The sequence below is a fragment of the Olleya sp. AS48 genome (genome assembly GCF_038900355.1).
Lineage (GTDB): Bacteria > Bacteroidota > Bacteroidia > Flavobacteriales > Flavobacteriaceae > Olleya.
This window is the reverse complement of the sequence record NZ_JBBMRD010000007.1, coordinates 1-15,305: the sequence shown is the minus strand read 5'-3', so window position 1 is coordinate 15,305 and position 15,305 is coordinate 1. Positions and strand designations below refer to the sequence as shown.

The window sequence follows — 15,305 nt, the reverse complement described above, 5'->3', positions numbered from 1 at the left end:
TAAAATTAATTTAATTTATAATGAAAAAATTACTATTTATTCTAACCTTATTAACTGTTACTATTGGTTTTTCTCAAGACATTGAAGAAGAGTTTTTACCTATAGAAGTTGAAGGAAAGGAAGCCTTTATGTCGACTAAGACAGGCGAATATGTTTTTAAATCACATGCGGATACTAATCCAGAAGAGTTAACTACAACGCCAAGTGGTGTTGTTTATAACGATATAACTTATCATACAGTAGTGCAAGGTGAGACCTTGTCTTCAATTTCCAAAAAGCATGATTTAGGCGTAGATCAGATAGTACAAGATAATAAGTTATCAAATAATGCGCTAAGTTTAGGGCAAAAAATTAAATTAGTAAAACGTACTTTGGTGCCATCTAGTAGTCCTGTTATTAGCTATGTTGGCGAAGAGCGTATAATTGCTAGATTACCAGTTGGAGAATCTCCTGCAACATTACCACCACCTCCAGTACCAACACAAACCAATAAAGTAGCAATGCCTGCTCCAAAAAACACCAGCTATTCTAAGCCTAACATAGTGCCTTTAGTTGTGGAAGAAGATGTGATAATACAAGAAGAAGATTCTGCAGAAGTAATTGCAGCAAAAAAACAATTAGAAGAAGCTAAAAAACAATTAGAGTTAGCTAGACAAAAAGCTATTTTAAAAGAAGAAGCTAACGTTAAATTAGAAGAAACTAAATCGGTTTTTAAAGAAGAAGAGCTCGTTACTGAAAATGAAAACACTAAACTTGAAACAGAGGAGTTTGTTTTGGAAGATAAAGTAGAGGCAACCATTGAAACCGAAGTGTTAGATAATAATACTTTAAATACTAATGAAGAAGCTGATAAAACACCTGAATATCATGTTGTTGTAAAAGGAGATAACTTGTATAATTTATCTAAAAGGTATAATACAACGGTTGAAAACTTAAGTAAGTTAAATGATATTCAATTCAACAATTTAAAGATTGGACAAAAGTTAAAATTGAAGTAAAAAAATAAATCTACAATAACTACGTTTTAATGTAGATTTATTTACTTTGCAAACTATGTTTAAGAAAAAGATTGTCCCACTTTTAATTTTATTTTCTAGTACTATTTGCTTTGCGCAATTAGGTGGACAATCAACATATCAATTTTTAAATTTAGTCTCATCACCACGTCAAGCAGCATTAGGAGGAAAGGTCTTAACTAATATAGATTACGACGTCACTCAAGGTTTGTACAATCCAAGTGCAATTAATCCAGAAATGGATAATCAATTTTCTTTAAATTTTAGTAACTATTTGGGTGGTATTACTTATGGTACTGCTGCTTATGCTTACACTTGGGACAGACGCACACAAACATTACATGCTGGAATGACCTATATTAATTATGGTGATTTTGATGGTTATGATGAAAATGGAGTTGCAACAGGTACTTTTACAGGTACAGAAGCAGCTTTATCGTTAGGATACGCCTTACAATTAGGGTATTCAGATTTTTATTTTGGCGGAAACTTAAAATTTATCACTTCAAGTTTAGAACAATACAGCTCTTTTGGTATAGCTACAGATTTAGGTTTAATGTATGTTGACGAAAAATTAGAGTTTCAAGCAGCATTAGTAGTCAGAAATTTAGGTACACAAATCACAACTTACGCAGGACAACGCGAAAGTTTGCCATTAGATATTACATTAGGATTGTCTCAGACGTTAGAAAATGTCCCATTGCGTTGGCACTTAACTTTTGAAAACTTACAACAGTGGCCAATTGGAGAAGCTAATCCTGCTAGAGTCACTACAGATTTAGAAGGTAATCAAACACAAGAAAAAGTAGGGTTTATTAATAATGTCATGCGTCACACTATTATAGGAGCCGAGTTATTTCCTGATAAAGGCTTTAATATAAGATTAGGTTATAATTTTAGACGTGCAGAAGAACTTAGAATTGTAGACCAACGTAATTTTTCTGGATTGTCTGCAGGTTTTGGTCTTAAAATTAATAAGTTACGTTTTAGTTATACACATGCTAAATATACAGCAGCAAGCAACGCAAATTTCTTTGGGTTAAATATAGATTTACAGTAAGTCTAAATAATAAGTTTATCTAGGCTGTAACTATAAATCATTACTTTAATCATCTTTAAATGTTCAAAAATTAATGTTTATTTTTGAATTCTAAAAATAAAAATAAGTGCAAAAAATCACCATAGCAATAGACGGTTTTTCATCAACTGGTAAAAGTACAGTAGCTAAGCAATTGGCCAAACATTTAGGATATGTGTATGTAGATACAGGAGCTATGTATAGAGCAGTAACTTTATTTACCATGCAAAATGGATGGATTGATAAAAATCATTTTGACGTCTTAAGTCTAGTTTCTAATTTGGATAAAGTAACTATAAGTTTTAAGTTTAATTCAGAATTAGGTTTTGCAGAGGTATATTTAAATGGTGTAAATATCGAGCGCGAAATTAGAACATTAGAAGTCTCCAGTTTTGTTAGTCAAGTATCTACTATTCCAGAAGTAAGATATCAGTTAGTGAAGCAGCAACAAAAAATGGGTAAGGATAAAGGTGTTGTTATGGATGGTCGCGATATTGGTACAGTTGTGTTTCCGTATGCAGAGTTAAAATTATTTATGACAGCATCTGCGGACAAACGTGCAACAAGACGTTATAACGAGCTAATTAATAGAGGAGACGATGTACAATATAACGACGTGTTACGTAATGTGCAAGAGCGTGATTATATAGACTCTAATAGAGAGGATTCACCTTTAGTTAAAGCAGATGATGCTATAGAAATTGACAACTCTGATCTATCGTTAACAGAGCAATTTGACACGATATTAAATTTAGTTACGCAAACACTAGATAAGCTAAAATAGAATCTTAAATTTTAATCATAAAAAAAGCGAATTGTTAGCTTTCGCTGAAACAATTCGCTTACATAGTTTGCTATTAAACTCCTACAAATTTGGAATTTTTAACTCTTGATCTGGGTGGATTACATCAGGATTATTTAATATATCCTTGTTAGCTTCAAAAATAGCAGTATACTTTCCTGCATTACCATAATAATGTTTAGCAATTTTTCCTAAGGTATCACCACCTTTTACAGTGTGTCTTGCGTAAACAGACTCGTCAGCAACTTCAATATTTGCTAAAATGTCAGTAGGACTATCTCCACCAGCAGCTTTAATAGCGTCCCACATTAGATTTTTTTCATATTGTGTAGCAGCAGTTCCTTTAACTTTTAATACACCATTCTCCTCAGTAACGTTTCCGTTAGCGATGTTTAATTTTTCTCCTAAATCAAGTACACTTTGATATTTTGCTTTTACAGCCATAATTAATTTGTTTTTAAATGTTATTCTTTCTTAAAGATAGTAATTATATTAAGACATTTCTTAAGGAAAATAGTATTTCAAATATTCTTAGTTAAAGTGTATTAAATATCCGATAAAGTGAAATTTTTGATAAAAAATTATAATTTATAGAGTACTGATAGTCAGCTAATTATTATTTTTATAATAGTATTTGGCAATATTGTCAAAAAGTAGTATTTTTGCACACCTTTTTAGCGCACTCAAGAAAGATGAAAAGGAATCAAACAATTTTATTTATAACACTTCTGTGTGTTAGCGCCTAAATCTTCTAAACATAACAGAATACAAAACATAGTGTATTTATATTTCAGCGAAAGCGAAACGTACACTATTAAAATTTTTTAAATGGCTGAAAAAGCAAAACAAGCGGAAGTAGAAGCTCAAGTAGCAGACACAAAAAATGCTCCAGTAGTATCTGAAGCACAAGCAAACCCTGAAAAATTCTTAGCAGAATTTAACTGGCACAACTACCAAGAAGGTATTGATGAGGTTGAAGATTCTCAATTAAAAGAATTTGAAAAATTAGTATCAGAAAATTTCGTAGATACTTTAGATGATGAGGTTGTTGAAGGAACAGTAGTACACATGACAGATCGTGATGCTATTATTGACATCAACGCTAAGTCTGAAGGAGTTATTTCTTTAAACGAATTTAGATACAATCCAGACTTAAAAGTAGGAGACAAAGTAGAAGTATTAATTGATGTACGTGAAGACGCAACAGGACAATTAGTATTATCTCACAGAAAAGCTCGTGTAATTAAGGCTTGGGACAGAGTAATCAAAGCTAACGAAACTGGAGAAATCGTTAACGGTTTTGTTAAATGTCGTACTAAAGGTGGTATGATTGTAGATGTTTTTGGTATCGAAGCATTCTTACCAGGATCTCAAATTGACGTTAAGCCAATTAGAGATTACGATCAGTACGTAAACAAAACTATGGAATTTAAAGTTGTTAAAATCAACCACGAATTTAAAAACGTAGTAGTGTCTCATAAAGCTTTAATTGAAGCTGATATTGAAGAGCAGAAGAAAGAAATCATTGGTCAACTAGAAAAAGGACAAGTATTAGAAGGTGTTGTTAAAAACATTACTTCTTATGGTGTGTTTATTGATCTTGGTGGTGTTGATGGTTTAGTTCACATTACAGATTTATCTTGGTCTCGTATCAACCATCCAAATGAGATTGTTGAGTTAGATCAAAAATTAAATGTTGTAATCTTAGACTTTGATGAAGATAAGTCTAGAATCCAATTAGGTCTTAAGCAATTATCTAAACACCCATGGGATGCTTTAGGAGAAAATGTTGCTGTAGGTGATAAAGTTAAAGGTAAAGTTGTTGTAATCGCTGATTATGGTGCATTTATCGAAGTTGCAGAAGGTGTTGAAGGTTTAGTACACGTGTCAGAAATGTCATGGTCTACTCACTTACGTTCTGCTAACGACTTTGTAAAAGTTGGAGACGAAATTGATGCGGTTATCTTAACTTTAGATAGAGAAGATCGTAAAATGTCATTAGGTATCAAGCAATTATCTGCAGATCCTTGGACTGACATTACAACTAAATACCCAGTAGGTTCTAAGCACACAGGTATTGTACGTAACTTTACTAACTTTGGAGTTTTTGTTGAATTAGAAGAAGGTATTGATGGATTAATTTACATCTCTGACTTATCTTGGACTAAGAAAATCAAACACCCATCTGAGTTCTGTAACGTAGGAGACAAATTAGATGTAGTAGTATTAGAGTTAGATGTTGAAGGACGTAAATTATCTTTAGGTCATAAACAAACAACTGAGAATCCTTGGGATAAATATGAAACTGAATTTGCTTTAGATACAACTCATACTGCAGAAATTGCTGATGTTGTAGATAAAGGAGCTACAATTGAATTTAACGAAGATATCGTTGCTTTTGTACCATCTCGTCACCTTGAAAAAGAAGACGGTAAGATGTTGAAAAAAGGTGATACTGCTGAATTTAAAATCATTGAATTTAATAAAGAATTCAAACGTGTTGTAGCATCTCATACTGCTATCTTTAAAGCTGAAGAAATGGCTAACGTAAAAGCTGCTGTTAAGAAAGCTGCTGATCAAGCTGCCGAGTCTAAACCAACTTTAGGTGATGCAAACGAAGCTTTACAAGCATTAAAAGATAAAATGGACGGGAAAAAATAATTTCCTCTTTTTATTATAAATTTAAAAGCCTCTCAGAAATGAGAGGCTTTTTTTATTGTATCAATCCCTAGCAATTTATACTGCTAATTACGAGGTTTTAATTAGTTATAGCCTTATTAACTAGTTGCATCTATTATATATAAGTTGAGTAATATAATTTCCTTTTTCATTTAAAATCAGCAATTTATATTGTAAGAATATTATGTCAGAAATTATCATATTATGGCTATAGTTGTTAAAATTACGGTCATTTCATCGATAACATTTTGATAAACAGCATAATATATTTAATTTAATGTTGAATCAAATTTTTCGTATTGCAATACATTGATTTATTTTTTAAGTGTTTTTAGTTTCCCTAAACTGATTGTTAGCTTAATATTAATTTAAATCTTTTTATTATGAAAAAATTATTACTATTAGTGTTAGTAGTAGGATTTATTACTGCACATGCGCAAACAGGAAATACTGTGGCTGAAGCCATTCCTGTGAACGGTTCAAATCTAAGCGTTAATCTTATTAACTTTACTTCAGCAACAGCATCATCAGTACCTTATAGTTGTTCTGGACCTTTTAATGAGGACGTTTTTTATAAGCATCCCATTAATTCAGGTGCTAATAAGTTAACTATAGGTATGTTTAGTTTGGGGTTAAGTGTTTTATCTCAATTTGATTACCAAATACTATTAGCTCCAGGAGGAGATACGTCTAATTTACAAGAAGTAGTTTGTAGCAATTACAATGTTTTAATACTTGCTAACGGAAGTTTTACTTTTGTAATTGATAATTTTGATCCAAACGATGTGTATTACCTAAGGGTCAACACACCTCAAGGTCTTTTAGCACCTTTATTATCAAGTTTATTATCTACAACCACAGTAACGATGTATAGCGAATATGATGCTACTTTAAGTATAGCTACAGAAGAGGTTAAAGAGTATAAAATTATTAATAAACCAAACCATTTACAGATAGTAACAGATAAACATTTTGAATCTTATCAAATATACAGTTTAGATGGTAAGCAGGTAAAAACAGTTAATAGTCTAGATCAACTAGATACAATAGATATTTCTAAATTAAATACAGGAGTATATGTTTTACTGTTGGAGGATAATACTTCAAAATATCACCACAAATTTATAAAAAGTTAGAGGCTATATATTTTAAATTTATAAAAGGAGTTTTAGAAATAAGACTCCTTTTTTATGCTAAAACAAAAAACAACTTTCTTGTTATCATAATTTACTTTACATTTGTTTACCAAACCCGTTTGGAACACTATGAGTCAAAAAGTGCTACTTAATGCAACAGAAGTCAACATCATCTTACATAGATTGGCTTGCCAACTCATTGAAAAACATAACGATTTTTCTAATACTGTATTAATAGGTATTCAGCCTAGAGGTAAATATCTTGCAAATAGGATAGCTTCTTTATTAAAAGAAGAATATAAAATCAAAAATCTGCAATTAGGTCATTTGGATATTACATTTTATAGAGATGATTTTAGAAGAAGTGATAAACCTTTGGAAGCAAGTACCACAGAAATTAATGTACAAGTAGAAGATAAAAAAATTGTGTTTATTGATGATGTATTATACACAGGTCGTAGTATTAGATCAGCTTTAACAGCAATACAATCGTTTGGTAGACCTAAAGAGATTGAATTGCTAACTCTTATTGATAGACGTTTTAGCAGACACTTACCAATACAACCAGATTACAGAGGTAGACAGGTAGATGCCATTAATAATGAAAAAGTCAAAGTTAATTGGGTTGAAAATGAAGGAGAAGACACAGTATATCTAATAAATAATTAAAGTTATGAGCGAATTAAGTGTCAATCACTTATTAGGAATTAAATATCTTAACAAACAAGATATTGAGCTTATTTTTAAAACAGCAGACCACTTTAAAGAAGTGATTAATCGTCCGATTAAAAAAGTACCTTCGCTTCGTGATATTACAATAGCCAATTTATTTTTTGAAAATTCTACAAGAACTAAATTGTCTTTTGAGTTAGCAGAAAAACGTTTATCTGCAGATGTGATAAATTTTTCAGCCTCGCAATCTTCAGTCAAAAAAGGAGAAACATTAATAGATACTGTAAACAACATATTATCCATGAAAGTGGATATGGTAGTTATGCGTCATCCTAATCCAGGAGCAGGCGTTTTTTTATCTAAACACGTTAATGCAAGTATCATAAATGCAGGAGATGGAGCGCATGAGCATCCTACACAAGCCTTATTAGATAGTTATTCTATTAGAGAGCGATTGGGTAGTGTAAAAGGTAAAAACGTCGTTATAGTTGGTGACATATTACACAGTCGTGTGGCATTATCTAATATTTACGCTTTAAAACTGCAAGGTGCCAATGTAATGGTGTGTGGTCCTAAAACATTACTACCAAAGCATATTGATAAATTAGGTGTAAAAGTAGAGACAGATTTACGCAAAGCTCTTAATTGGTGTGATGTAGCCAATATGTTACGTGTGCAAAATGAAAGAATGGATATTAGTTATTTTCCATCTACTAGAGAGTATACACAGCAATTTGGTGTCAACAAAGCATTATTGGATAGCTTAGATAAAGAGATAACTATTATGCATCCTGGACCAATAAATCGAGGAGTGGAGATTACCAGCGACGTCGCAGACTCAAAACAAGCCATAATTTTAGATCAAGTGCAAAACGGAGTTGCTGTTAGAATGGCAGTAATATACCTTTTAGCATCCAAAATAAAACAATAGTTATGATTATAGATCAAAATGAAAATTTAACTATTATAACCCAAGAAAATGCTTCGGTTATTGAATTAGTAAAAAAAATAGAAACCCTTTATCCAAAATTTAAAAACAATAATTTAATTATTAATTTAAATACTATCAAACCAATTTCTTTAGAAGAAATTATCGAGTTTTTAAGATTATCCAATCAACATCGCGCTGCAAAACATTCTTTTGTAATCGTAAACGAAGGAATCAATACTGACAAAACTCCAGAAGAAATTGTCATTGTTCCTACATTGCAAGAAGCTAAAGATATTATTGAAATGGAAGATATGGAACGCGATTTAGGGTTCTAATACGTGTGTTTTTCACTTTACTAAAAGTAATAAACTACCAATCAATAATTAAACATAATGAAATTAAATATCTTAGGTTGCTATAGTGCAACACCACGTACTTTTACCAATCCAACCGCTCAAGTTTTAGAAATAAACAATCATCTTTTTATGATAGATTGCGGAGAAGGTACACAAGTGCAGTTACGTAGGCATAAGATTAAATTTAATAGGATTAAGCATATTTTTATTTCGCATTTACATGGCGATCATTTTTTTGGTTTGATTGGATTAATTTCAACCTTTAGACTTTTAGGACGCGAAGCAGACTTGCACATACACGCACCAAAAGGCTTAAAGGAAGTTATTACACTTCAAATGAAATTAGCCAACTCATGGACTAATTACAATCTTTATTTTCATGAATTAAATAGCAAGTCGTCTGAGTTAATTTTTGAAGATGATAAGGTCGAAGTTCATACAATTCCGTTAGATCATCGTGTTTATACTAATGGATTTCTTTTTAAAGAAAAAGTAGGAGATCGTAAATTAGATATGAATGCAGTATTAAATAATAATATTGATGTTGCCTATTACAGAAAGTTAAAGCAAGGCTTTGATGTTGTTAACGAAGATGGACATTTAATTAAAAACGATACCGTTACACTACCACCAAATAAAGCTAAAAGTTACGCATTTTGTAGTGATACAGCCTACAACGAAGCAATTATACCTATAATTGATAAGGTGGATGTGTTATACCACGAGTCCACTTTTTTAGATCAACATTTAAAGTTAGCTAAACCTACTAAGCACAGCACAGCAAAACAAGCAGCTAGTATCGCTAAACAAGCTAATGTTGGTCAATTAATACTAGGACATTACTCGACCAGGTACGAGGACTTAAATCAATTTAAAATAGAAGCTCAAACCATCTTTGATAATGTCATGTTAGGAGATGATGGTAAAGTTTTTGACTTTTAAAATTGGCTTTACTACTTTGTTTTAACCATCTAAACTTGTACTTAATTTTTAAATGTTTTGACATATTAAAAAATAAGTTGATGTCTTTACAGGCTAAAAAAAATAATTTAATCTCTTAAATTTACAGTAAAAATTCAGTTATGGAAAAAGACTTAAGTAATTATAGAAAATCTTACGAAAAAGGAGCACTATTATTAGAAGATACTCCGGAAAATCCGATTGAGCTTTTTAGATCTTGGTTTAATGAAGTCGATAATTTTTTTCCACAAGATGAAACTAATGCCATGACTATATCTACCATTGGTACAGATGGTTTTCCTAAAAGTAGAGTAGTGTTACTTAAAAAATTCACTTATGAAGGTTTTATATTTTATACAAACTATGAGAGTGAAAAAGGTAAAGCTATCCAACATAACCCTAATGTTTGTCTTTCATTTTTTTGGCATGGAGCTGAACGTCAAATTATAATTAAAGGACAAACAGAAAAAATTGCTGCAAATTTAAGCGATGGTTATTTTGAGTCACGACCAAGAGGTAGTCAATTAGGAGCAATAGTATCTAAACAAAGTAGTGTAGTGGCTAGTAGGCAAGTGTTAGAGGATGATTTAAAAAGATTAGAGGAAGAATATCAAAATAAAGACATACAACGACCTGAATATTGGGGAGGTTATATAGTTAAGCCTGTGTCAATGGAGTTTTGGCAAGGTAGACCTAATAGATTGCATGATCGCGTAGTTTACACCTTAGATTTGGATTTCAACTGGGTAAAAAATCGTTTATGTCCATAAAATAATCGCCGAAATACATGTAAATTGTGTATTTCATCGACAAAACGCATAGTACTTCGTTAAAAAGCATGTTTTTTATCGATTTTAACATTTCTTTAACAGTTTAATAGACTAAGCTGTTATATTTTTGGAGTCCCAGATAACCTTAACTCCTTAAAAAATGAGAAGAATTACTAGCCTACTTATTGTTTTTTGCATTGCAATTTCTTTAACATCCTGTTCTACAGATACAATGGATGAAACTTTTGAAGACTCTAGCGTTTTAGTTATTCCTGATGCTAAACCTATTGAAATTGAAATTTTAGAATTAATTAATCAACACAGGATTAGTCTTGGTTTAAATACTTTAGACAATCTTAATATTATTAAGGGTCAAGCATTTTCTCATACTGATTATATGGTTAATATTAATGAAGTAAACCACGATAATTTTTATAGCAGAAAAAACTATTTAGTAAATAATGCAAACGCTTTAAAAGTTTCAGAAAACGTTGCTTATGGTTTTTCAAGTGCAAGTTCAGTAGTAAACGCTTGGTTGAATAGTGATGGTCATAAAAGGACTATTGAAGGTGATTTTACAGATTTTGATATATCTGCAGAGTTAGATGAAAACAACAAATGGTACTTTACAAATATTTTTGTAAAGAAATAAAAACTAGTAAACATATATAAAAAGGCCTTTCTAAATTAGAAAGGCTTTTTTTATATATAGTGATTAGTAATTTTTAATTTAGTTAGTTTATTACAATAATCTTCTATGTCATCGCTTTTATAAAGTTAATGTACTTAGCTCAATAATACTTTTAATAATAGGCTTAAAAGTTCTACGCAATAGCATGGGTTTTAACTATCATAGCTTTGTTTGTTTTCAAGATTAATTTTATTAATTAAAATGTGAGTGTAACTTTTTACTGAAATTTTATGTTTAGGTTTATAATCATAAACTGTTTACTACAAGACTTTTAATACTTAACTTTATTAAATTAATAATTAAAGAGTGTGATATATATTAAAATTTACTTGACGTTACTAAAAGGTGATAACCACGTATTTTCATTTAGAAGTAATAATTAGTAACATAAAAAAAAGCCTTTCTAATTTAGAAAGGCTTTTTTTTTATTTATACTGATTGGTAATTATAAACTTAGATCGTCTATTAAACTCATGTTCTTCATCAGAGCATTTAACTCCGTTGGTACATTTGTTAAGTATTTGTGACTCTCCATAACCAATAGCACTTTGTATACGATCGTTTTCAATACCTCTAGAGTACAAGTAATCTCTTGTTGATTTAGCACGTCTATCTGATAGCTTAAGGTTATAAGCATCACGACCACGACTGTCTGTATGAGACTCTATTTTAATAATCATCCTTGGATGCTCTCTCATTACTGCAACAATATTTTCTAATTCGTATGCAGCATCAGATCTTATAAATGACTTATCATAATCAAAGTAAATAGGATTGATTACAATTTCATTATCGATAATTAATGGTTTTAAATATAAATCAATTTCAGTATTTTCTCCGTTAACTGGAGTTGTAGTAAATTCTTTGGTATCAGGTCTATACACAACACGTTCTGCCATAACAGTAAATGTTTTATCACAATCTACTTCTTTAAATTCATACTTACCATCGTTTTCTGTAAAATAAGTATCTAGGACTTTACCATTAGCATCCAATATCACAACTCTAACTTTATCTAAAGGTTCTTTAGTTAAATCGTCATAAGCAATTCCAGAAACAGTTTGATTACATTGGTATTTACCAAAAGCATAAATATCATCTCCACCTTGACCACCTTCTCGATTAGAAGACAAGTAACCTGTTTGAGTTTCATTGTCAATAAAAAAACAGAAGTCATCGTATGGACTATTAAATGGTGCACCTAAGTTTTTAATGTAAACTTGAGTGGTATCATTTTTTTTAATTTTTAATAAGTTACTTTCAAAAATATCAAGTAAACCAAGGTTTAAGTTTGCATCACTAGAAAAATACAGTGTAGAATCCTTGGCTACAAATGGAAACTTTTCATTCCCTTCAGTATTTATTTCAGGACCTAAATTAACAGGTGTACCATAGCTACCATCATTTTTAATTGCTACTTTATACAAATCAGTTTGTCCAAATCCACCATCCATATCAGACACAAAATATAGTGTTTTGTTATCCGGACTCAGCGCAGGAGCACCACATGAATACGAATCTTTATTAAAAGGTAATTCGGTTACATTAGTCCAGGTACTTCCAGATAATGTTGCTTTGTATATTTTTAAAAAAGAAGTCCCTTCTTTAGAGTACTTTCTTTTTTCTTTTTTATTTACATTGTTTCTAGTAAAGTACATAGTTTTACCATCGTTAGTAATAGTTACTAACCCTTCATGGTCATCTTTTGTATTTACCGTAGCGTTTAGTTTTTTTGAATCGTTAAAAGATTTAATAGCATTTTCAATTTTTATATCAGCTTCAAAAATATTTAAGAAAGGTTCGTTATTCCAATCGTATAATTCATTTTCATCTGTGATAGAATCTTTAACCCAAGTAGAGTAGTAGTATAACTTATCTTTAAACTCATAACCTCCAAAATCTGAATATCTGGTATTAATAGGAAGGTTTTCAAGTTCGACATATACCTTCTCTGTATTAGTTAATTGATTGTAGTTTTCAATATTAAAGTTGTCAATATTTTTAATACGATTATCCTTTTTGTTTTTATTATTAAACGTTCTTAAATAGTCGTTTGCTAATTCGTATTTTTTTTGACTTCTTAAAGTTTGTACATATTTATATATGTATTCAGTATCGATAGAAGGATATTTGTTTATGGCTTTATTATACCAAAATTCTGCTTTTTCAAGCTTACTAATATTGAAATAGCAGTCACCAATTCTTTTCAATATATGTTCTGTACTATCTTCTTTTTTGATTGCTTCCTTATACAGCTCTGCAGCTTTTTCATAAGAAAAATCTCTAAAAAAGTTATCTGCAACTTTAGTTTGTGCAACAGCTTGTTGTACAAATAAAAATAAAATAAGATATGCGGTTATTTTCATTTTCATTTTAAAAATATCTTGGTGATTTAACACGTTTTGTAGGTTTAAAGACTTCAAACATTAATAATATTTCATGCGTTCCTCCAGTGTACGGTCTTAGATCTGTTATATAATGCTCATAGGCATAACCAATTCTCATTTGAGGTGATACCTGAAAATCTGCCAACGCACCAATAGTTGATGTATCTCTATTATATCTATAACTTCCACCAATCCAAAACTTTTCGTCAAATAGTAAATGTGCACTTAGGTCAAATGATACAGGAGCACCATTAGTTAATTTAACTAATGCAGATGGTTTAAGTTTAGTAGATTCATTTAATTCAAATACATAACCAGCAGTTAAATAATACCCAACACGCTCTAAAGCGATGTAGTCTACTTCTGGATCTAAAGCACTTTCGTTATAATCTGTATTCAATATTCTTGGAGCAGATAAACCAACGTACCATTTGTTTTGATGTAAATAAGCACCAACACCAACATTTGGGTTCCATCTATTTGTAAAATTACTAAAGAAAGGGTCTATCGCTACTGTTGGATCATCTAGAAAACCTTCTTGGTCTAGGTTATAATGAGTAAATCCAGCTTTTAAACCAAATGCCAATTTTGTTTTTTCAGAAAGCTCAATAGTGTAAGAAAAATCACCATAGGCATAAACAAAATTTTCGTAACCTAATTCGTCATTAATAATAGATAGTCCTAAACCTATTTTTTCATTTTTTAATGGCGCATGTATAGAAACCGTTGATGTTGTTGGAGCACCAGCTAATCCAACCCATTGACTTCTATGTAGACCTACCACACTAATCGTTTCTCTACTTCCAGCATATGCTGGATTTATTGAAATAGTATTAAACATGTATTGCGAAAATTGGGGCAACTGTTGTGCTAATAGTTGTGCTGAACTACATATAAACACTAGAGCAATACTGAATATATTTATTTTTTTCATTTATAATCGTTATTTAGTTCCTAAATAAAGAGGACCAGCTAATGGTTTAATACCACTATCTTTTATATCTATTACGTAATAATATGTTCCGTTTGGTAACCTTCCTGCAGATCCTACTGAACCGCTTGGGCTTTGACCATTCCAATTGTTTTGGTAATCTCTAGATTCGTAAACAATATCTCCAAATCGGTTAAAGATTTTTATGTCGATAATAAATCCACATTCTTCAACACCACCTACAGTGAAAAATTCGTTATAAGCATCACCATTTGGTGTTACAGCTTTAGAAATTTTTAAATCATCTTCACCACATGGTAAAACGGTACAATCATCATGAATAGTTATTGTTAATTCGAAAGTATTTAAACAACCGTTATTTAAAGTAGTGTAAGTGAATACATAATCACCAAGCTCAACTTCTAATGGGTCAAAAATACCATCTATTATTGTAACACCTTCAGTAACTGCAACCCATTCTATAGTGTTATCCGAAACTTCTGGTAAATAATCATATAAATCAATTAAACCATCTTCGATACATTTTTCACCTTCTAAAGGTGTTGTAAAGTTTTCTGTTATCACATTAATTGTATGAGTAATCACATTTTCATTTCCACAATCATCGGTAGCAGTCCATGTCCAAATGATATCATAAATCTCTTCTTCACCAGTAAATGTAGTTGTTTCGTTAAATTCAACTGTGACTGGGTTTAAAGAACAAGTGTCTTCAAAGTCTAATTGTGGTACCTCTGGTACATTAGAACATATTACACTACTTGGTAAATCTAATGTACTTAATAATGCTGGACCAGTTGAGTCTTCTAGAGTAAGTGTAGCAGTTAACTGAGAAGTGTTACCACAATCATCAGCTACAGTATAAGTAACAGTAATAG

The 15,305-nt window shown here is 30.9% G+C and carries 15 protein-coding genes; 11 read left to right on the top strand and 4 right to left on the bottom strand.

All coding sequences use genetic code 11. The features are described 5' to 3' along the window. Positions 1 to 20 precede the first annotated feature (20 nt). From WNY60_RS09775 to cmk, 3 genes are all read left to right on the top strand, one after another. Positions 21 to 998, top strand: a complete 978-nt coding sequence (locus WNY60_RS09775) for a LysM peptidoglycan-binding domain-containing protein (protein WP_342862246.1) — start codon at positions 21 to 23, stop codon at positions 996 to 998. 55 nt (positions 999 to 1,053) lie between these two features. Further along, complete coding sequence (gene porQ, locus WNY60_RS09770) at positions 1,054 to 2,076, top strand: type IX secretion system protein PorQ (RefSeq protein WP_342862245.1); 1,023 nt, start codon at positions 1,054 to 1,056, stop codon at positions 2,074 to 2,076. Positions 2,077 to 2,182: 106 nt separating this feature from the next. Beyond that, complete coding sequence (gene cmk / locus WNY60_RS09765; protein WP_145001544.1) at positions 2,183 to 2,878, top strand: (d)CMP kinase; 696 nt, start codon at positions 2,183 to 2,185, stop codon at positions 2,876 to 2,878. Between the two features lie 81 nt (positions 2,879 to 2,959). On the opposite strand, the gene WNY60_RS09760 is transcribed toward cmk, so the two are convergent. Continuing rightward, positions 2,960 to 3,340, bottom strand: a complete 381-nt coding sequence (locus tag WNY60_RS09760; protein ID WP_145001545.1) for a LysM peptidoglycan-binding domain-containing protein — start codon at positions 3,338 to 3,340, stop codon at positions 2,960 to 2,962. A 384-nt stretch (positions 3,341 to 3,724) separates the two neighbouring features. On the opposite strand from WNY60_RS09760, the gene rpsA reads away from it, so the two are divergent. The 8 genes from rpsA (at position 3,725) to WNY60_RS09720 (ending at position 11,052) form a co-directional block, all read left to right on the top strand. Beyond that, entirely contained in the window at positions 3,725 to 5,557 is a 1,833-nt protein-coding gene (gene rpsA, locus WNY60_RS09755) for a 30S ribosomal protein S1 (RefSeq protein ID WP_145001546.1), read from the top strand. 401 nt (positions 5,558 to 5,958) lie between these two features. Further along, on the top strand, positions 5,959 to 6,711 hold the full coding sequence (locus WNY60_RS09750) for a T9SS type A sorting domain-containing protein (protein WP_342862244.1): 753 nt from the start codon (positions 5,959 to 5,961) through the stop codon (positions 6,709 to 6,711). Between the two features lie 129 nt (positions 6,712 to 6,840). Then, on the top strand, positions 6,841 to 7,380 hold the full coding sequence (gene pyrR, locus WNY60_RS09745) for a bifunctional pyr operon transcriptional regulator/uracil phosphoribosyltransferase PyrR (protein ID WP_292948890.1): 540 nt from the start codon (positions 6,841 to 6,843) through the stop codon (positions 7,378 to 7,380). A gap of 4 nt (positions 7,381 to 7,384) precedes the next feature. Next, positions 7,385 to 8,314, top strand: coding sequence for an aspartate carbamoyltransferase catalytic subunit (locus tag WNY60_RS09740; RefSeq protein ID WP_292948887.1), 930 nt, complete (start codon positions 7,385 to 7,387; stop codon positions 8,312 to 8,314). Between the two features lie 2 nt (positions 8,315 to 8,316). Beyond that, on the top strand, positions 8,317 to 8,649 hold the full coding sequence (locus WNY60_RS09735) for a ribonuclease Z (protein ID WP_145001550.1): 333 nt from the start codon (positions 8,317 to 8,319) through the stop codon (positions 8,647 to 8,649). A 57-nt stretch (positions 8,650 to 8,706) separates the two neighbouring features. Then, the gene (locus WNY60_RS09730) at positions 8,707 to 9,612 is read left to right on the top strand and encodes a ribonuclease Z (RefSeq protein WP_145001551.1); all 906 of its coding nucleotides are present in this window, start codon (positions 8,707 to 8,709) and stop codon (positions 9,610 to 9,612) included. Between the two features lie 140 nt (positions 9,613 to 9,752). Next, the gene (gene pdxH, locus WNY60_RS09725; RefSeq protein ID WP_339808923.1) at positions 9,753 to 10,400 is read left to right on the top strand and encodes a pyridoxamine 5'-phosphate oxidase; all 648 of its coding nucleotides are present in this window, start codon (positions 9,753 to 9,755) and stop codon (positions 10,398 to 10,400) included. A 160-nt stretch (positions 10,401 to 10,560) separates the two neighbouring features. After that, positions 10,561 to 11,052, top strand: a complete 492-nt coding sequence (locus WNY60_RS09720) for a CAP domain-containing protein (protein WP_292948877.1) — start codon at positions 10,561 to 10,563, stop codon at positions 11,050 to 11,052. Between the two features lie 464 nt (positions 11,053 to 11,516). Here the strand turns inward: WNY60_RS09720 and WNY60_RS09715 are convergent, their stop codons facing one another. The 3 genes from WNY60_RS09715 to WNY60_RS09705 form a co-directional block, all read right to left on the bottom strand. Further along, complete coding sequence (locus tag WNY60_RS09715) at positions 11,517 to 13,457, bottom strand: OmpA family protein (protein WP_339808926.1); 1,941 nt, start codon at positions 13,455 to 13,457, stop codon at positions 11,517 to 11,519. 7 nt (positions 13,458 to 13,464) lie between these two features. Continuing rightward, complete coding sequence (locus WNY60_RS09710) at positions 13,465 to 14,412, bottom strand: type IX secretion system membrane protein PorP/SprF (protein ID WP_145001555.1); 948 nt, start codon at positions 14,410 to 14,412, stop codon at positions 13,465 to 13,467. A gap of 9 nt (positions 14,413 to 14,421) precedes the next feature. Beyond that, on the bottom strand, positions 14,422 to 15,305 hold an 884-nt coding region (locus tag WNY60_RS09705), incomplete at its 5' end, for a gliding motility-associated C-terminal domain-containing protein (RefSeq protein WP_342862243.1).